This window comes from Streptomyces sp. NBC_00207, assembly GCF_045160965.1.
In the GTDB taxonomy this organism is placed as follows: domain Bacteria; phylum Actinomycetota; class Actinomycetes; order Streptomycetales; family Streptomycetaceae; genus Streptomyces.
This window is the reverse complement of record NZ_CP130715.1, coordinates 4,773,452-4,791,478: the sequence shown is the minus strand read 5'-3', so window position 1 is coordinate 4,791,478 and position 18,027 is coordinate 4,773,452. Positions and strand designations below refer to the sequence as shown.

Genomic DNA, 18,027 nt, shown 5'->3' with positions numbered 1-18,027 from the left:
GGGACTAACTAGTCTCAAGAGCATGTCAGCGCAGCAGTCGCAACAGTCGCCGGATTCGTCGGATCCCGTGCCGGATCCCTCGCCGGCCACACCGGTCGTGCCCGTCACGCCGGACCCCTTGGCGGCCGCCACCGAGGCCACCAGGAGCCTGCAGGGCCTGTCCACCGAGCTCACGGCCCGGGTACCGCAACTGCTGGAGGCGATGCGGTCGGTCGGGACCGGCCTCGAACTGCACTCCACGCTGGACCGCATCTGCGAGACCGCGGCCGAGCTCGCGGGCGCCCGCTACGCGGCGATCGGCGTCGTCGACACGGAGGGCCGCGGGCTCTCGGACTTCGTCACCCACGGGGTCAGCGCAGAGCTGGCCCGGAAGATCGGACACCGGCCGGACGGGAAGCGCGGCCTGCTCGGAGCATTGATCTCGCACTCCGACACCGTGCGGCTCGCCGATCTGACGAAGGATCCGCGCTCGGCGGGGTTCCCGGCGCACCACCCGCCCATGGAGACCTTCCTCGGCGTCCCGATCCGGGTGCAGGGGGAGATCTTCGGCAATCTGTACCTCGCCGAGAAGAACGGCGGCGGCGAGTTCAACGACTACGACGTCCACATGGTCCGGGTGCTGGCCACCGAGGCGGGCATCGCGATCGGCAACGCCCGGCTGTACGAGGCCGCCACCCAGCGCGAGCGCTGGATCGACGGCTCGGTGGCCGTCACCACCGCCCTCCTGTCCGGCGGCGACGCGGACGACGCCCTCGTGGTGGTGGCAGAGCAGGCCCGCCGGCTGGCCGACTCCGCCGCGGGGATCGTCATGCTGCCGGCCGAGGAGGGCGGGATGGAGATCGTCGCCGTCTCGGCCGAGAACCCGGCCACCTCGCTCGGTGTGGTGCTCCCGGCCGAGAGTCCGGTGGTGGACAGGCTGTTGCACGGCGAGCCGGTGTTCGTGGACGACGCCGCGTCCGACCCCCGCACGGCCGGCAAGCTGACCAGCCAGTACGGGCCCTGCATGATGCTGCCCCTGCACAGCGGCGGGCGGGTGCTGGGCGCGCTGGTCACCCCCAGGGCGCGCGGCGAGCGGCCCTTCAGCGAGGCCGAGCGGACCCTGGCCACCCAGTTCGCCTCGCAGGCGGCGCTCGCCCTGATGATGGCCGAGGCACAGCGCGACCGTGAGCGGCTGGCCGTGTTCGAGGACCGCGACCGGATCGCACGCGACCTGCACGACCTGGTCATCCAGCGGCTGTTCGCCACCGGGATGATGCTGGAGGGCGCCCAGCGCCGGTCCATCGTTCCCGAGGTCCGCGACGGCGTGGGCAAGGCCGTGGACGAACTGGACGTGACGATCCAGGAGATCCGCACCGCCATCTTCGCCCTCCAGCAGGGCCCGGCGGAGGCCCCGTCCGGATTGCGCACCCGGGTGCTGCGGGAGATCAACATGGCTGCCGTACCGCTGGGCTTCAAGCCCGCGCACCGTTTCCTCGGCCCCATCGACACCGTCGTCGACGAGCTGGTCGGCAAGAACCTGATCGCAGCACTGCGCGAGGCCCTGTCCAATGCCTTCCGCCATGCCGACGCGTCCCGGATCGAGGTGGTCCTCGACTCCACCGTCACCCTCGCCGACGGCCGGCCCGGGGTCCGGCTGGAGGTCGCCGACGACGGGGTGGGCATCTCCGAAGGGGGCCGGCGCAGCGGGCTGCGCAATCTGCGCCGACGGGCCGAGTCGCTGGGCGGCGCGAGCTCGTACGGCCCGGGCATCGGCGAGGGCGGCGGCGGGACCACCCTGGTGTGGGAGGCCCCGCTCTGAGGCGCAGGCGTCTGCGGCCGGGCTGCCGCGGCCTGCTGTTCGGGCCCCGTTGCCGGGCCCGCTGATCAGGCCTGCTGCCGGGCGATGCGTTCGGCCAGGATCTGCTCGATGACGAGGGCGACCCCGTCCTCGTTGTTGGCGACCGTGCGGCCGGACGCGGCCGCTATGACATCCGGGTGGGCGTTGCCCATCGCGTACGAGGTGCCTGCCCAGCTGAGCATCTCCACGTCGTTCGGCATGTCCCCGAAAGCGACGACCTCGGCGGGCGAGATGCCCCGCTCGGCGCAGCACAGCGCCAGCGTGCTGGCCTTGGAGACGCCGTGCCCGCTGATCTCCAGCAGGGCGGTCGGACTGGAGCGGGTGATCGACGCGTACTCGCCGGCGGCGGAGCGGGCCAGCGTCAGGAACTCGTCCGGGGTGAGCTCGGAGTGGTGCGCCAGCAGCTTGAGCACGGGCGCGGCGCCCCCGTCCGTGTCCTCCTTCAGCAGCTCCTCGGCCGTGGCGATCCTGGCGGCCGGGTCCTTGAAGAAGGGCGGGTACGCCGGCTCGTAGTTGATGCCGGTGGTCAGCTCGACCGCGAAGGACGTGCCGGGTGCGGCGGTCCGCAGCGCATCGACGACGGCGATTGCGGCGGCCCGCGGGAGGGACCTGACCTGCACGAACTCCCGTCCGGCATGGAGGTCGACGACCGCCGCGCCATTGGCGCAGATCGCGAGGCCGTGCCCGTGGACGTGGTCGCTGACCACGTCCATCCAGCGGGCCGGGCGCCCGGTGACGAAGAAGACCTCGATACCGGCCTCCTCGGCGGCGGCGAGTGCGGCGACGGTGCGCGGCGAGACGGATTTGTCGTCGCGCAGCAGGGTGCCGTCGAGGTCGGTGGCGATGAGCCGGGGCATGGGGGTTGGCCCGTCCGGGCGCTGGGGAGCCGAGGTCACGGCTCCATCTTCGCCCATGGCCGGTGACGGCCGGACCATGATCGGGTTCGGCTGTCGCGTGAGGCGATGTTTCACGTGAAACATCGCCTCGCCGTAGGCTCGACGCATGAGTCTGCGTCTGAGCACGGTGATCCTTCCGGTACGTCGATGGCACGAGGGGGGCCGCGATCAGTGGCTCCGGGCTGAGCAGCTCGGATTCCACACGGCCTACACCTACGACCACCTGTCCTGGCGGACCTTCCGCGACGGCCCGTGGTTCGGTGCGCTGCCCACCCTGACCGCTGCGGCCACCGCCACCGAGCGGCTGCGCCTGGGCACGCTCGTCACCTCGCCGAACTTCCGCCACCCGGTGACCCTCGCCAAGGAGCTCATCTCCCTGGACGATATCTCCGGTGGGCGCATCACCCTCGGCATCGGAGCCGGCGGCAACGGCTTCGACGCGACCGTGCTGGGCCAGGAGGCATGGTCCCCGCGTGAGCGCGCCGACCGCTTCGCCGAGTTCGTGCCGCTCCTGGACCGGTTGCTGACCGAGGGCGCGGTGAGCCACGAGGGCACCTTCTACTCCGCCGAGGAGGCCCGCAACCTCCCCGGCTGCGTGCAGGGGCCGCGGCTGCCGTTCGCGGTCGCCGCGACGGGACCGCGCGGTCTGCGGCTCGCTGCCCGGCACGGTCAGGCCTGGGTGACCACCGGCGACCCGAAGCTCTTCGAGGAGGGCACGCCCGAGCAGTCGCTGGAGGCCCTGCGCGGGCAGCTCGAACGGCTCGACAAGGCCTTCGTGGAGATCGGGAGGGATCCCGAGCCCATGGAGAAGATCCTGCTCACCGGCTTCACGCCGGAGGCCAACACCGTGCTGGAGTCCGTGGACGCGTTCGTCGACTTCGCCGGCCGCCACCGCGAGCTCGGCTTCACCGAGCTGGTGATCCACGCGCCGATCCCGGACTCCGACTTCGCCGCCGACGAGGCGGTCTTCGAGAAGATCGCCACCGAGGCCCTGTCCCAGCTCGGCGGCTGACCCGCCGGCCGGCGCCGCTCCGCAGTGGAGCGGCGCCGACCGACGCGCTACGCGCCGTCGTTCAGCTGCGCGAGGAGGCGCTCCGCGGAGGGCAGCAGCCAGTCGGGCAGCTCGCCCTCGGGCAGCGCCCGGGCCTCGTCGATCAGCGTGGAGACACGCGCGGCGCCCGCTTTCGCGTCGCCCCGCTCGTGCTCCGTCCAGGCCGCGTTGTTCAGGCACTGGAACCGGTCCCGGAGGTGGTCGGGGCCGAGCGCGGCGTAGGCCCGGGCGGCCCGGTCCCACAGATCGATCTCCTCCAGGCGCAGCGCATCGGCCGCCGCGCGGCTCAGCCGGTCCGCCGGCGCCCCGGCCGGGCCCGCTTCGGCAGGGGCCTCGTCCTCGGCTGCGTCCTCGTTCGTGCTGACGTGCCGGTCGAGCACCTGCGCCAGCTGGTGCCAGGTCTGGGCGAGTTCGGAGCGCAGCTCAGGGGCTCCCGGATCCGCGGCCAAGGCGGCCTCCAGGACCTCGGCGGCCTCTGCCATCCGGCCCCGGGCCTGCTCCACCGCCGTGGTGGTGACCTCCTCGCGCAGGCCCAGCCAGGCCAGGGAGCGCAGCACCCGCACCTCGGCGACCGGGGCCTCGCCCGTCAGCCGGTGCAGCTCCAGGGCCCGTTCGTAGGCGGCGACCGCCTCCGCTGCCAGCCCCGCGTCGGACAGGGTGTCGGCGGCCGACTGCGCGAGGCTCGCCTGCGGGCGCGGATCCTCCCAGCCCTTGGTCACCTCCGCCGCCAGCAGGTACTGCTCCGCGGCCGGCCGCGGCTCGTTCAGCCGGCGCAGCAGGTCGCCCAGGAACTCCCGTACGAACACCGCCTGCTGGTCGCCGTGCTCCAGCAGATCCGGCAGGGCCGACTGCAGGACCTCCGCGGCCTCGGCGGCCCTTTCCTCCCGTGCGTAGGCCCGGGCCAGCAGCAGCCGGGCCTGCGCCCCGCCGTCCGCCGTGAGACCGGCCTGGTCGAACCAGTGGGCTGCCGCCAGTGCGAGCGCAGCGGCCTCCTGCGCCGAGCCGCCCCGCCGCAGCAGGATGTCCGCGAGGGTCAGCCGTACGACGCCCTGGTCCTCGGCATCGGTCAGCTCGGCCGCGTGCTCCAGCCCGGCTCGCGCGGCCTCCTCCGCCTCCTCGAGCCGGTCCAGCGACATCAGCACCCCGGCCCGCAGCACCAGCGGATCCACGGCCTGCCACGGCCGGCCGGCGGCGACCGCCCGCGCGGCGGACGTCGCGAGCAGCGGCACGGTCCGCTCCGGGTCGCCCTGTGCGAGGGCCACCCGGCCCAGCATCTCCTCGGCCTCCGCGACCAGGTCCGCCGCACCGTCCTCGTAGGCGGAGATGAAGGCGGTCAGCTCGGCGGCGAGCTCACCGTGGGCGTGCTCCTGGTCCCCGCCGTGCTGGTGGTCCTGGTGGTGGTCGTCCGGGCCGGCCGCTTCGACCGAGCGCAGGTACGACTCCACGCGGATCGCCGACAGTTCCGCGAGCGCGATCCGCCGGACCCGCAGCGGTTCGGCGGCGTCCAGTGCCTCGGCGGACCGCAGGGCGATCCGCAGCAGGTCCCGGATCTGTGCGGGCGCGGCCCCCGACTGCGCGGCCACGCTGGCCAGCCGCAGCTCGGCGAGCGCCGCGCGCTCCGCACGGCCCAGCGCCCGGTAGCCGTCGCGGACCGCGGCCAGGAGCTGCGGGGCCTCCTCGTCCCCGCGCCGTGCGGCGGCCAGGGCCTGCTGGTCCGCGAGGTCGGCGCGGACCAGCGGATCGGGGTCCGGTTGCGCGTCCAGCCGTACGGCCACCTCGGCCCACAGCGCGTCCGTACCCGGATGACCCGTGTCACGGGCGCCGCGGGCCCGCTCCACGAGCGCGGTGAACCCGGTGGGCGCCACGACCGGCGCGGGGATGGCGGAGGCAGAGGCGGTGGCGCCGGCGGTGGCAGCGGCACGGGCCGTGCCGGTCCGGGGCAGTTCCGCACTGCGCACCCCCAGCGGCAGGGTGCCCACCAGCGGCTCCCGGCCCACCCGCGCGAGGAACCGGTCCGAGACCCGGGTCGTGCGGTTGCGCGCGTCGAACTGCCGGGCGATGTCGAGGCAGCCCGCGTGGAGCACCTCGTACAGCTCGGAGACCGTACGCGGGGTTCCCTCGTAGGGGACGGCCGGGCTGCGGCCGTGTCCCAGTTCCTCGAGACGGCGCAGCAGCACGAGGATGCCGCCGTGGAAGGACAGCCGGTCGTCGAGGTTGGCGAGCGGCGCCACATGGGCGGCGTGCTCGGCCAGGATCTCCAGACCGCGCGACTCGTTGCCGGTGAGCGCGCAGAACTCGATGTGCCTGCCGACCGAGGGCAGCAGGCTCTCGTTGCCGCGGGCCATGCGGTAGCCGCGCAGGTGGTTCGAGCGCGCCTCGTCGGCCCGGCCGAGCCGCAGCAGCGGCAGGAGCGAGGTGGCCAGGACCCGGTGCGGCTCTTCGGCGCAGACCAGCTCACCCGTGAGCACCGGCTTCCACAGCTCCAGCGCTTCCGCGTCGTCGCCCTGCACGACGGCGTACTGGCCCTGGCCGTTGAGCTCGCAGGCCTGGCAGTCGCTCATGTCGTCGCGCTCCGCGGCCAGCCAGCTCCGGAAGGCCCGCTCGGCGCGCTCGTCCTCGCCGGTCACATGGGCGAGCCACAGCTCGGCCTCGCGTACGGGCCGCTCGCTGTAGCCCGCGATCCGGTAGCGGCGCTCCATCTCGTCCAGCCAGCCTGCGGCGGACTCCAGCGGGATCCCGGGGGAGTCGGAGATGGCCGAAGCCACCCACTTGAACTGCCAGAACAGCGAGTGGGCGTCCCATTCGGAGAAGGCGCCCGGGTCCTTGTCGTACTCCTGGAGGAGCCGCGCGAAGGGCACCAGCATCTTCGACGACTCGGAGCTGTAGAGATACGCGTTGATCAGGTTGTCGAGGGCCTCGCGGAACAGCGCGCGGTCGCCGTTCGTCTCCGCCGCACCGGCCAGGGCCTCGGCGTGCGCGTTGCGCGCGGCGCCGTTCGGCGCTTCGCGGTTCTCCGCCAGACCCCGCACGATCTCCTCGCGCGTCAGCGTCGTCACTTCTGGTCCTCCTGGGCGTCGCGGGCATCGGTGGAGTGCGTCGCCCATTCCAGGAGTCCGAGGAAGGCCCGGTTGAGCAGGGTGGAGTCGGCGGGGCGCAGCGGCCGCTGCGACATCAGCAGGGCCTGCCCGTAAAGCGATTCGACGGCGGTGCCGGTCATCGCCTCGTCGGGAAGGGCGGCGATCCGCCGGATCAGCGGATTGTTGTGGTTGAGGACCAGCCGGGCGCGCGGCGCCGAGCCCCGCAGCGCGCCGAGGATGCCGCTCCACAGGGAGTCGGCGCTCTCCAGTGCGGCGGTGCGGTCGCGCTCCTGGCGGGCCTGGCGGTCGTCGAGGTAGAGCGCGGGGACGGCGACGGGCTGGAAGGCGCGCAGCACCACGTCGCAGCCCTGGGGTTCCAGGCGGGTGCGCGCGGTGGCCAGGAAGGCGGCGAGCTCCAGTTCGGCGGAGGTCGGCACCGGGTCCAGGCGCTCGGTGACGGCCCCGGCGTCCAGCTCGGTGACCTTGAGCTCGGGCCGTACGGCGGGCAGCAGGGCCAGCAGGTCCGCGTCGTAGGTGTAGCCGGCGTTGATGACGCCGAGCCCGTGGGCCGCGGCGATCGGTGCGATCTGGCGGAACTCCTCGACGGTGCGCGTGAAGTGGATGTCCGTGTGGGCGGCCGCGAACTCCTGCAGGCTCATCGAACCGTCGCTGGTCTCGAACGGAAGCCACGGCAGCATCAGCCCGAGCAGCTCGGAGTCGTGCCGGGCCATGGACTTCACACCGAGGTGGTGGACGCGCAGGAAGGCGGCCAGGCGCTCCGGGTCGCTCGCGGCGAGCTCGGCGAGCCAGCCGCGGACGCGGGCGCCGAGGGCCTCCCGTACGGCGGCCAGGGTCTCGTCGTCGTAGAGGTTCTCCCGGGAGGCGGTGGGCCGCAGGGTGTCCGTGTCGAGGACGGCGCGGACGAAGAAGGCCCAGTCCGGCAGCAGGTTGTCGGCCCGGTCGGTCAGCAGCATGCCCTTGAGGTGGACGCGGTGTCCGGCCCGGTGGGCGGGGCTGGTCGGCTCGGGAAGGACGTACGCCACCCCGCGTACGCCGGCGACCGGCAGGTCGAGGTCGATGCTGTCGAGCGGGGTGAAGCCGAAGAGCTCGGCGCAGTGCCCGGCGAGGGCGACGCGGCGGGCGGTGGGGGTGGGGAAGGGCCGGTCCCAGACGGCGGGCCGGTCGGTGACGGGGCGCGGTTCGCCGCCCTCGCCGTCGTCGAAGGTGATGGCGTACGGCAGGAGGGAGCCGTAGTCGCGGGCCAGTTGTTCGACCGTGGCCGGGACGGTCCATTCCGCGGCGCCCGGGCGGGCTTCGAGGACGACGGTGGTGCCGGGCTCCGGGCGCGCCTCGTGGGGCAGCTCGCGGACGGTGTACGAACCGTCGTCCGTGGCGAGCCATTCGACGGGCGCGGCATCGGGGTCTCGGGCGGAGCGGGTGACGACGCGGATCTGGCGGGCCACGACGAAGCAGGCGAGCAGTCCGATGCCGAACTGACCGAGGAACTCCCGGCGGGCGGCCTCCAGGCCGTGCGCGGCGATGGAGCCGTCGCCGCCGCGCTTGGAGCTGCGGCCGATGGTGGCGAGCAGGGAGTGGGCCTCGTCGGCGGTCAGGCCGATTCCGCTGTCCTCGATGGTCACGCGGCCGCCGGACGCCGACAGCCGGATGCGGACCTCGGCGTCGGGGTCGAGGGCGTGGCGGGCGGTGACGGCGTCCACGGCGTTCTGGAGGAGCTCGCGGACGTAGACGCGCGGGCTGGAGTACAGGTGGTGGGAGAGGAGATCCACCAGGCCGCGCAGATCGACCTGGAAATTGTGGGGTGTGGACGTCATGGGGCGTCACCTCGCGTACATGCAGGGATGGTTCGGTGATCGCGAGGTGCCCCCCTCACGGATCCCGGAGTGGGACACACATTAGGGGGATGGTCCGACAATCTCAGCGTTAATTCCCGCTCCTGGAAGCACCCCTGGAAGTGCTCCCGGAAGTGCTCCTGGAGGCGTCCCCGGAAACGGTCCCGAGACCGCTGCCGGAAGCGCTGCCGGAACCTCTACTGGAAGCGCAGGAACTGCGGCGGCACCGCGTCCGCCAGCCACACCCCGTTGGCGCTGATCCGGAAGACGTGCCCGGCAGCACGCATCGCACCGGCGTCCACGGCGAGCACGACGGGCCGGCCGCGCCGCGCGCCGACCCGGGTCGCGGTCTCCCGGTCCGGGGACAGGTGCACGTGGTGGCGGGCCATCGGGCGCAGGCCCTCGGCGCGGATCGAGTCCAGGGCGGCGGCCACGGTGCCGTGGTAGAGGTACGCCGGCGGTTCTGCCTCCGGAAGGTCCAGGTCCACGGCGACGGTGTGCCCCTGGTTCGCCCGGATCCGGGTGCCGTCGACGGCGAACCGCTGCTTGTCGTTGGCGGCGACGACGTGGTCGAGCTCGGCGCGGCTGAAGTGGAATCCGTGGGCGGCGGCCGCCCGCAGCAGGTCGTCGATCTCCACCCAGCCCTGCGGGTCGAGCACCAGTCCGATCCGTTCCGGCTGGTGTCGCAGGTGTTTCGAGACGTACTTCGACACCTTCACGGTGCGTCTTTCATCCATGGTCCCAGCGTGCCCGCTCGTGCGGTCTGCCGGCAGGGATTTTCGAGGGGAGCCCGGTGGTGGACACCCCCTATCGCTCTTCCAAGATGCGGAATATATTTTCCGCTGCCACTTCTGCCCAGGGGAGAAACCATGACAGCCCATGCCTCTCTGTCACGCCGTGCGGCTGCCGAGCTGATCGGAACCGCGGGCCTGCTCGTGGTCGTGATCGGCTCCGGACTCCAGGCCGCCGAGCTCAGCCGCGACACCGGTGTCGCCCTCATCGCCAACTCGCTCGCGTCGGCCATCGGCCTCGGGCTGATCATCACCCTCTTCGGGCCGCTGTCCGGCGCCCACCTCAACCCGGTGGTCACCCTCACCTCCTGGTGGGCCCGGCGCACCGGCGGCGAGGGGCTCGGCGGCCGGGAGGCGTTCGTCTACACCGTGGCCCAGACCGCAGGAGCGATCGGCGGCGCCCTGCTCGCGGAGGCCATGTTCGGGCGGACCCCGGGGACCTTCTCCACCCAGGTGCGCGACGGCGGGCACCTGCTCATCGGCGAGGTGGTCGCCACCGCCGGTCTCGTCCTCGTGATCCAGGGCCTCGGGCGGATCGGGCGCCCCCGGCTCATCCCGGCCGCGGTCGCGGCGTACATCGCCGCCGCGATCTGGTTCACCTCCTCCGGCTCCTTCGCCAACCCGGCCGGCACCATCGGGCGCAGCTTCAGCGATTCCTTCACCGGCATAGCCCCGGAGTCGCTGCCCGGATTCGTCGCCGCCCAGCTGGCCGGCGGGATCCTCGGGCTGGCCCTGGCCGCCCTGCTGTACGGGCGGGGGACGGGGAGCGGAACCGGGGCGGGGGCCGCTGCCTCGCGGACCGCGAAGCCGGTGCCGATTGCGGTCGAGACGGCCGTGCCGGCGTCCCTTTCCGAGGCCGGTCCGGGGGACGGCGCGAGCCCCGAGAAGGCGGCGTACGAGCCCGTCGGCTGAGACGCCGCCTCAGTTGCCCACAGGGAAGAGGGACTTGTCCACAGCCGTTTGGGCGGGTTTTGACGGCAAACGCGTGATCCGCCCTGTGGACTACCGGCCGGGCTCCGCCCGGCGCGCCAGATCGTTCATGGTCCGGGCCTGGAGCTCCCGCTCCGTCGCGGCCCGGACGAACTCCGCCACGTGGTCGGGGCCCACCAGGTCCTGCACCGCCCGTACCGTCCCGGCCGGCAGCGCCACCGGCGAGGCACCCGACGGCTGCGGTGTGCCCGCCGCCCCCAGGTGCCGCTGCAGGTGGCGGGTCGCGAACAGCCGCATCGCCCGCGCCAGCTCGGCGTCCACGGTCTGCTGGGCCAGCGGGCGCAGCCGCCGCACCATCGTCGCCGCCTCCGCCGCATCCGCGTCCGTGGGCGGCACCTGCCCGAGGTAGCGCGCGAAGACGTGCTCGGTGGTGAACTCCAGGAACCGCGAGGCGATGTGCTCCACCTGCCCCCGCAGTTCCCGCAGGTGCCCGGTGATCGCCGGCAGCGGCACCCCGGCCGCGTACAGCTCGGCGGCCACCGCCAGCTCCTGCGGGGAGGGCACCAGGAACTGGTCCGGGCGCCCCGGGATCCGCTCCAGGACCCCCAGCTCGCACGCCTCGCCCACCGCTTCGTCGTCCGGCCGGCCGCCGAACCGTTCGTTCAGCTCCTCCCGGCTGATCCGCGCGGCTTCCTCGTCGGTCCACGGCCCGTGCACCTCGGCGACCAGCCCCAGTACGCCGCCCAGTCCGCGTCCCGCGTCCCAGGCCTCCAGCAACTCCTTGATGGAGGCCAGGGTGTAGCCGCGGTCCAGCAGGTCCGCGATCTGGCGCAGCCGCGCCAGATGCGTGTCCCGGTAGACGTTGGAACGGCCGCGCCGCTCCGGCTTGGGCAGCAGCCCGCGGTCCTGGTACGCCCGGATCGTGCGCACCGTCGCCCCGCTGTGGTGCGCCAGATCCTCGATCCGGTACTCGGCTACCGCCTGATCGGACAATCCCGGCTCCCTACGCCATCGCGGCTCGGCCGACCGCGCCCGCCGGGGCCCGGACGGCAGGTGAAGCCGCAAGGTACTCGACCGCCCTGCGCAGCGAGCCCTCCTGCGAGGGATGGTACGACCGCCGGAAGTAGGGGGGTATGGCCGTGCCGGGCTCTCTCCACTCGGGAGGCAGGACCCGGCGCGGGGCGGCCGGGTACGAGCCCGCGCTCACAGCCGGGGCTCCAGCCGTGCGATGCGCCGCAGGGCGCGCGGGGCGTAGCGGGACATCCACAGGGCGCCCTTGGACTCGGGCGTGACCGGGACGACGGCCTCGTTGCGGACCACGGCGCGCAGGATGGCGTCGGCGACCTTCTCCGGCGGGAAGTTGCGCAGACCGTACAGCCGCGAGGAGCGTTCCTGGCGGCGCTTCTCCTCGGCCTCGTCCACCCCTGCGAAGCGCGAGGTGGCGGTGATGTTGGTGTTGACGATGCCGGGGCAGATGGCGGAGACGCCGATCGACTTCGACGCCAGTTCCGCGCGCAGGCACTCCGACAGCATCAGCACCGCGGCCTTCGAGGTGCTGTAGGCGGGCAGGGTCCTGGAGGGCAGGTAGGCCGCGGCGGAGGCGGTGTTGACGATGTGCCCGCCCTGGCCGCGCTCGGCCATCTGCTTGCCGAAGATCCGGCAGCCGTGGATGACCCCCCACAGGTTGACGTCCAGGACCTTCTTCCAGTCCTCGGCCGTGGTGTCGAGGAAGGCCCCGGACAGGCCGATCCCGGCGTTGTTGACCAGGATGTCCACGATCCCGTACTCGGCGGCGACCTTCACCGCGAGCTTCTCCATCGCCTGCTCGTCGCTGACGTCCACGCACTCGGCCCAGGCCTCTGCGGCGCCCACGAGGCGGGCCATGTCGGCCGTGCGCGCCGCGCCCTCGGCGTCGCGGTCGACGGCCACCACCCGTGCCCCGGCCTCGGCGAACGCGAAGGCGGTGGCCCGCCCGATGCCGCTGGCCGCTCCGGTGACCAGGACCAGCTGGCCGCCGAAGCGGTCGGCGTACCGGCCCGGGGCCTTGCGCTCCGGTGCCCGTGTGGCCGGTTCCTCGCGGGAGGTGACGAACTCGGTGATCCAGGCGGCCAGCTGGTCCGGCCGGGTCCGGGGCACCCAGTGCTTGGCGGACAGGGTGCGCCGCAGCAGATCCGGGGCCCAGTGCTCCAGGCCGTCGTAGAGCCGCTCGGACAGGAAGGAGTCCCCCGTCGGGGTGATCAGCTGCACGGGCGCGTGGGCGTACGCGTCGGGGCGCGGCCGGCGCAGCCGGGACCGCACGTTGTCGCGGTAGAGCCAGGCGCCGTGCGCCGCGTCCGAGGGCAGCGAGGCCGTCGGGTAGGAGCCGGCCGGAACGTTCTCGACGCGCTGGAGGATCGACGGCCACCGCCTGCCGAGCGGCCCGCGCCAGGCGAGCTCCGGGAGCACGGGGGTGTGCAGCATGTAGACGTACCAGGACTTGGCGCCCTGGCCGAGGAGCTGCGCGGCCGCGCGGGGGGTGGGCCGCGCCATCCGCTTCTTGATCCAGTGGCCGAAGTGGTCGAGGGAAGGTCCCGACATCGAGGTGAAGGAGGCGATCCGGCCCTCGGTGCGGCCGACCGTCGCGAACTCCCAGCCCTGCACGGAGCCCCAGTCGTGGCCGACCAGGTGCACGGGCCGGTCCGGGCTGACCGCGTCAGCCACCGCCAGGAAGTCGTCGGTCAGCTTCTCCAGCGTGAAGCCGCCGCGCAGCGGCTGCGGTGCGGTGGAGCGCCCGTGGCCGCGTACGTCGTAGAGCACCACGTGGAAGCGGGCCGCGAGCCGCTCGGCGACCTCCGACCAGACCTCCTTGCTGTCCGGGTAGCCGTGCACCAGCAGCACGGTCGGGCGGTTCGCCTCGCCGAGCTCGACGACCGACAGCTCGACGCCGCCGGTGCTCACCCGGCGCTCGCGCGCACCCGCAATCCCTGCCACTCCTGCTCCGCTCATGTCGCTCATGCTGCCTTCTCCTCGGCCCAGCGCCGCACGTGCGGCAGGTCGTCGTCCAGCCAGAACGCGCTCTCCTCGGGATCCCGGGAGTCGGTGACGACCAGGATCTCCTCGAACTTCGCGCCGGTGCCCCGGAACCCCAGGTGCGGCTCGACCGCCCACAGTCCGGGCTGCGGCGGATGGTCGGAGAAGTGGTACGGGCTCCACAGCGGGGACCAGCCCTCACGGTGCCCGTGCAGGGCGTCACCGGCCAGGCCCTTGAGGGACTGGATGCCGAACCCGAAGGCGGTCGGCGACCAGCGCCGTTCCCCGACCCGGTCGATCTTGTGCGCGATCACGCCGAAGGGGTAGGCCCGGTGCCGGTTGGCGTACCCCTGGCGGGTCATCAGCCGCTCGACGTTCTCGTAGATCTCGCGCAGGGAGCGGCGCTCCCGCACCTGCTCCAGGATCAGTACGCGGTGGGCCTGGAGGTCGGACATGAGCCGGTCCTGCACCGGATTCAGCCCGAGGCTGCCCGAATACCCGATGTCGGCCGCGTAGCCCTTGAAGACCGGTGCCATGTCGAGGATGAACGGCATCCCCGGCTCCAGCTTCCGGTTGGTCGGGAAGAACTGCAGCGGGATCTTGAAGTTCGCGAAGGCGGTGCGGTCCCCGAACCAGGCGAAGGGCAGGTGGAACCAGTCCCGCACGCCGCGGTCGCGCAGCCACTCGCGCTGCATGCGCGCCGCCTCCCGCTCGGTCACCCCGGGCCGCAGCTGGGCCGCGACGGCCTCGGCGCACTCGTACGAGAGACGCTGCACCTCTCTGAACCCGCCCAGATCGGCGGAGAGTCGTCCGGAGAGTCGCGCGGTGCGTTGCTTGGTGTCCCCAGCCATGTCAGCCCGTCCATCCGTCTAGCCGTACGCGCCCGTAACTTGACACTGATGAATGTGACAATGACTGGAGATCACGTCAAGGGTCGTGCACAGACCTGTGGATAAAGTTGTCCGGTCCACATCAGCCTTCAGAACGGGTACGTACGCCTCAAGGCGGAGACGGGATCCCACTCAAGGTCTGACGCTTCGCGAGGGCTGCGCCACTAACGTCGAACCCGTGACTGTCATCGCGACCGAAAGCCTGAGCAAGCGGTACCCCCGAGTGACCGCCCTCGACCGGCTCTCCCTGGACATCGGGCCTGGTGTGACCGGCCTCGTGGGTGCCAACGGAGCCGGCAAGTCCACGCTGATCAAAATTCTGCTGGGACTGTCCCCCGCCACCGAGGGCAGCGCCGCCGTGCTCGGCCTCGACGTCAAAACGCATGGCAGCGCCATCCGTGAACGCGTCGGCTACATGCCCGAGCACGACTGCCTGCCACCCGACGTCTCGGCCACCGAGTTCGTCGTCCACATGGCCCGCATGTCCGGGCTGCCGCCCACCGCGGCCCGCGAGCGCACCGCAGACACCCTGCGCCACGTCGGGCTGTACGAGGAGCGCTACCGCCCCATCGGCGGCTACTCCACCGGCATGAAGCAGCGCGTCAAGCTCGCCCAGGCCCTCGTCCACGACCCCCAGCTGGTGCTCCTCGACGAGCCGACCAACGGCCTGGACCCGGTCGGACGCGACGAGATGCTCGGCCTGATCCGCCGGGTCTACACGGACTTCGGCATCTCCGTCCTGGTCACCTCCCACCTCCTCGGCGAGCTGGAGCGGACCTGCGACCACGTGGTGGTCGTCGACGGCGGCAAGCTGCTGCGCTCCAGCTCCACCAGCGACTTCACCCAGATCACCACGACCCTCGCGGTCGAGGTCACCGACTCCGACACCCACCCGGACGGCACCGCCGCCCTGCGCAAGGCGCTCACCGAGGCGGGCGTCATCCTGCACGAGGGCACCGAGCAGGGCCTGCCCGGCGCCGGCCACATCCTCCTCGTCGAGGCCTCCGGCGAGCACACCTACGACACCGTCCGCGACACGGTCGCCGAGCTGGGTATCGGCCTGGTCCGCATGGAGCAGCGCCGCCACCACATCGCGGAGGTCTTCCGCGACAGCGACCAGCCCGTGTACTCCGTCCAGCAGAAGGGAGCCGGTTCCGATGGCGCCTGAGACGTCGACCCAGATCCACAACATCGGCTACCGGTCCTATGACGGACCCCGGCTCGGCCGTGCCTACGCCCGCAAGTCGCTGTTCTCGCAATCCCTGCGCGGCGCCTACGGACTCGGCCGCTCGGCCAAGTCCAAGGTCCTGCCGATGATCCTCTTCGCGGTGATGTGCGTCCCCGCACTGATCATCGTCGCGGTCGCGATCGCGGTGCCCGGCTCCACCGACCTGCCGATCAAGTACACGACGTACGCCCTGACCACCCAGGTGATCATCGGCCTGTTCCTCGCCTCCCAGGCACCGCAGTCCGTCTCCCGGGACCTGCGCTTCAAGACGGTGCCGCTCTACTTCTCGCGGCCCATCGAACGCGTCGACTACGTCGTGGCCAAGTACGCGGCCATGGCCTCGGCCCTGTTCATCCTCACCGCGACCCCGCTGCTGATCATGTGGATCGGATCGCTCCTGGCGAAGTTCGACTTCGCCCACCAGACCAAGGGATTCGGGCAGGGACTCGTGTCGGTTCTGCTGCTGTCGCTGCTCTTCGCGGGCCTCGGCCTGGTCATGGCCGCGCTCACCCCGCGCCGTGGGTTCGGCGTCGCCGCGATCATCGCGGTACTCCTGATCCCGTTCGGCGCGGTGACCGCGGTCCAGGGGATCGCCTACAGCACCGGGAACGCCGGAGCCATCGAGTGGATGGGCCTGTTCTCCCCGATCACCCTCATCGACGGCGTACAGACCGCGTTCCTCAACGCGACCTCCGCCTTCCCCGGCGGGGAAGGTCCCTCGGCCGGCGTCGGCGTCGTCTACCTGCTCGTCGCCCTCGGCCTCATCGCCGGCTCCTACGCCGCGCTGATGGCCCGCTACCGGAAGGCCGGGCTGTGACCACCATCGACATCGACCACACCTCCCGCTGGTTCGGGAACGTCGTCGCCGTCAACGACGTGACCATGAGCATCGGACCCGGTGTCACCGGGCTCCTGGGTCCCAACGGTGCAGGCAAGTCCACCCTCATCAACATGATGGGCGGCTTCCTCGCCCCCTCCACGGGCACCGTCACCCTCGACGGCGCGCCGATCTGGCAGAACGAGCAGGTCTACAAGCAGATCGGTGTCGTGCCCGAGCGCGAGGCGATGTACGACTTCCTCACCGGCCGGGAGTTCGTCGTCGCCAACGCCGAGCTGCACGGCCTCGACGACGCGGACGCCCAGCGGGCCCTCGCCACCGTCGAGATGGAGTACGCCCAGGACCGCAAGATCTCCACCTACTCCAAGGGCATGCGTCAGCGCGTCAAGATGGCGTCCGCCCTCGTCCACAACCCGTCCGTGCTCCTCCTGGACGAGCCGTTCAACGGGATGGACCCGCGCCAGCGCATGCAGCTGATGGACCTGCTGCGGCGCATGGGCGACGAGGGACGCACCGTTCTGTTCTCCTCCCACATCCTGGAGGAGGTCGAGCAGCTCGCCTCGCACATCGAGGTGGTCGTCGCCGGCCGGCACGCCGCTTCCGGTGACTTCCGCAAGATCCGGCGCCTGATGACGGACCGCCCGCACCGTTACCTCGTCCGTTCCTCCGACGACCGGGCCCTCGCCGCGGCTCTGATCGCCGACCCCTCCACGGCCGGTATCGAGGTCGACCTGAAGGAGGGCGCGCTGCGCATCCAGGCCGTCGACTTCGGCCGCTTCACGGAGCTGCTGCCCCGTGTGGCCCGCGCGCACGACATCCGGCTGCTGACGGTCTCGCCCTCCGACGAGTCCCTCGAGTCGGTCTTCTCCTACCTCGTCTCGGCCTGAAAGGAGCTGGCACCCATGTACGACCCCACCGTTGCCCGGCTTACCTACCGGGCCCTGCTCGGCCGGCGGCGCGCGCTGATCCTCTTCGCGCTGCCCGCCCTGCTGATCGTCATCGCCCTCGCCGTCCGCGGATTCACGGGTGTGGACGACAAGGTCGCCGCGGACCTCCTCGGGGGCTTCGCCCTCGCCACCATGGTTCCGCTGATCGGTGTCATCGCCGGCACCGGCGCCATCGGCCCGGAGATCGACGACGGCTCGATCGTCTACCTGCTCTCCAAGCCGCTGAAGCGCCCGACGATCATCATGACCAAGCTGATCGTGGCGATCGCCGTCACCATGGCCTTCTCCGCGATCCCCACCCTGATCGCCGGGTTCATCCTCAACGGCAACGGCCAGCAGATCGCCGTCGCCTACACGATCGCCGCCCTCGTCGCCTCGATCGCCTACAGCGCGCTGTTCCTGCTCCTCGGCACGGTCAGCCGGCACGCGGTCGTCTTCGGCCTGGTCTACGCCCTGATCTGGGAGTCGCTCTTCGGCAGCCTGGTCTCCGGAGCCAAGACCCTCAGCGTCCAGCAGTGGGCCCTGGCCCTCGCCGAGAAGGTCGCCGGGGACGGGTACGTCGACGCCACCGTGGGCCTTCCCACCGCCGCGGTCCTGCTCACCGTGGTGACCGTCGGCGCCACCGTCTACGCGGGCCAGAAGCTGCGCCGCCTCACTCTGGCCGGCGAGGAGTAAGTCCCGCC

At 72.1% G+C, this 18,027-nt stretch carries 14 protein-coding genes; 7 read left to right on the top strand and 7 right to left on the bottom strand.

What is annotated here, in order from left to right; all coding sequences use genetic code 11:
• Nucleotides 1-22 precede the first annotated feature (22 nt).
• On the top strand, nucleotides 23-1,798 hold the full coding sequence (locus OG472_RS22650) for a GAF domain-containing sensor histidine kinase (RefSeq protein WP_405941954.1): 1,776 nt from the start codon (nucleotides 23-25) through the stop codon (nucleotides 1,796-1,798).
• A gap of 65 nt (nucleotides 1,799-1,863) precedes the next feature.
• Here OG472_RS22650 and OG472_RS22645 read toward each other — a convergent pair whose 3' ends face one another.
• Nucleotides 1,864-2,751, bottom strand: coding sequence for a Cof-type HAD-IIB family hydrolase (locus OG472_RS22645; RefSeq protein ID WP_401610426.1), 888 nt, complete (start codon nucleotides 2,749-2,751; stop codon nucleotides 1,864-1,866).
• An 88-nt stretch (nucleotides 2,752-2,839) separates the two neighbouring features.
• Here OG472_RS22645 and OG472_RS22640 point away from each other — a divergent pair, with 88 nt between their 5' ends.
• On the top strand, nucleotides 2,840-3,745 hold the full coding sequence (locus OG472_RS22640; protein ID WP_405830969.1) for an LLM class flavin-dependent oxidoreductase: 906 nt from the start codon (nucleotides 2,840-2,842) through the stop codon (nucleotides 3,743-3,745).
• Between the two features lie 47 nt (nucleotides 3,746-3,792).
• Here OG472_RS22640 and OG472_RS22635 read toward each other — a convergent pair whose 3' ends face one another.
• The 3 genes from OG472_RS22635 to OG472_RS22625 all read right to left on the bottom strand — a co-directional run bounded on the left by OG472_RS22635 (nucleotide 3,793) and on the right by OG472_RS22625 (nucleotide 9,448).
• Nucleotides 3,793-6,840, bottom strand: coding sequence for a tetratricopeptide repeat protein (locus tag OG472_RS22635; RefSeq protein ID WP_405941953.1), 3,048 nt, complete (start codon nucleotides 6,838-6,840; stop codon nucleotides 3,793-3,795).
• The gene (locus tag OG472_RS22630) at nucleotides 6,837-8,693 is read right to left on the bottom strand and encodes an HSP90 family protein (protein ID WP_401610241.1); all 1,857 of its coding nucleotides are present in this window, start codon (nucleotides 8,691-8,693) and stop codon (nucleotides 6,837-6,839) included. The genes OG472_RS22635 and OG472_RS22630 overlap by 4 nt, the downstream gene beginning before the upstream one ends.
• Before the next feature lie 215 nt (nucleotides 8,694-8,908).
• Nucleotides 8,909-9,448, bottom strand: coding sequence for an RNA 2'-phosphotransferase (locus tag OG472_RS22625; protein ID WP_383564954.1), 540 nt, complete (start codon nucleotides 9,446-9,448; stop codon nucleotides 8,909-8,911).
• Nucleotides 9,449-9,580: 132 nt separating this feature from the next.
• Between OG472_RS22625 and OG472_RS22620 the strand changes: the two genes are divergently transcribed.
• The gene (locus OG472_RS22620) at nucleotides 9,581-10,414 is read left to right on the top strand and encodes an aquaporin (RefSeq protein WP_405941952.1); all 834 of its coding nucleotides are present in this window, start codon (nucleotides 9,581-9,583) and stop codon (nucleotides 10,412-10,414) included.
• Nucleotides 10,415-10,504: 90 nt separating this feature from the next.
• Here the strand turns inward: OG472_RS22620 and OG472_RS22615 are convergent, their stop codons facing one another.
• From OG472_RS22615 to OG472_RS22605, 3 genes are all read right to left on the bottom strand, one after another.
• Nucleotides 10,505-11,425, bottom strand: a complete 921-nt coding sequence (locus tag OG472_RS22615) for a MerR family transcriptional regulator (RefSeq protein ID WP_401610250.1) — start codon at nucleotides 11,423-11,425, stop codon at nucleotides 10,505-10,507.
• Between the two features lie 210 nt (nucleotides 11,426-11,635).
• Nucleotides 11,636-13,426: an SDR family oxidoreductase gene (locus tag OG472_RS22610; RefSeq protein WP_401610253.1), complete on the bottom strand. Its 1,791-nt coding sequence runs from the start codon at nucleotides 13,424-13,426 to the stop codon at nucleotides 11,636-11,638.
• Complete coding sequence (locus tag OG472_RS22605) at nucleotides 13,423-14,292, bottom strand: M24 family metallopeptidase (RefSeq protein ID WP_401610255.1); 870 nt, start codon at nucleotides 14,290-14,292, stop codon at nucleotides 13,423-13,425. The genes OG472_RS22610 and OG472_RS22605 overlap by 4 nt, the downstream gene beginning before the upstream one ends.
• Before the next feature lie 217 nt (nucleotides 14,293-14,509).
• Between OG472_RS22605 and OG472_RS22600 the strand changes: the two genes are divergently transcribed.
• Genes OG472_RS22600 through OG472_RS22585 form a run of 4 tightly spaced genes read left to right on the top strand, consistent with a single transcriptional unit; the run spans nucleotide 14,510 to nucleotide 18,019 of the window.
• Entirely contained in the window at nucleotides 14,510-15,499 is a 990-nt protein-coding gene (locus OG472_RS22600; RefSeq protein ID WP_401610257.1) for an ABC transporter ATP-binding protein, read from the top strand.
• Nucleotides 15,489-16,376, top strand: a complete 888-nt coding sequence (locus OG472_RS22595; RefSeq protein WP_362802758.1) for an ABC transporter permease — start codon at nucleotides 15,489-15,491, stop codon at nucleotides 16,374-16,376. Before OG472_RS22600 ends, OG472_RS22595 begins: the two co-directional genes overlap by 11 nt.
• On the top strand, nucleotides 16,373-17,284 hold the full coding sequence (locus OG472_RS22590; RefSeq protein WP_383564940.1) for an ABC transporter ATP-binding protein: 912 nt from the start codon (nucleotides 16,373-16,375) through the stop codon (nucleotides 17,282-17,284). The genes OG472_RS22595 and OG472_RS22590 overlap by 4 nt, the downstream gene beginning before the upstream one ends.
• A gap of 15 nt (nucleotides 17,285-17,299) precedes the next feature.
• Complete coding sequence (locus OG472_RS22585) at nucleotides 17,300-18,019, top strand: ABC transporter permease (RefSeq protein ID WP_401610260.1); 720 nt, start codon at nucleotides 17,300-17,302, stop codon at nucleotides 18,017-18,019.
• Nucleotides 18,020-18,027: the final 8 nt, after the last annotated feature.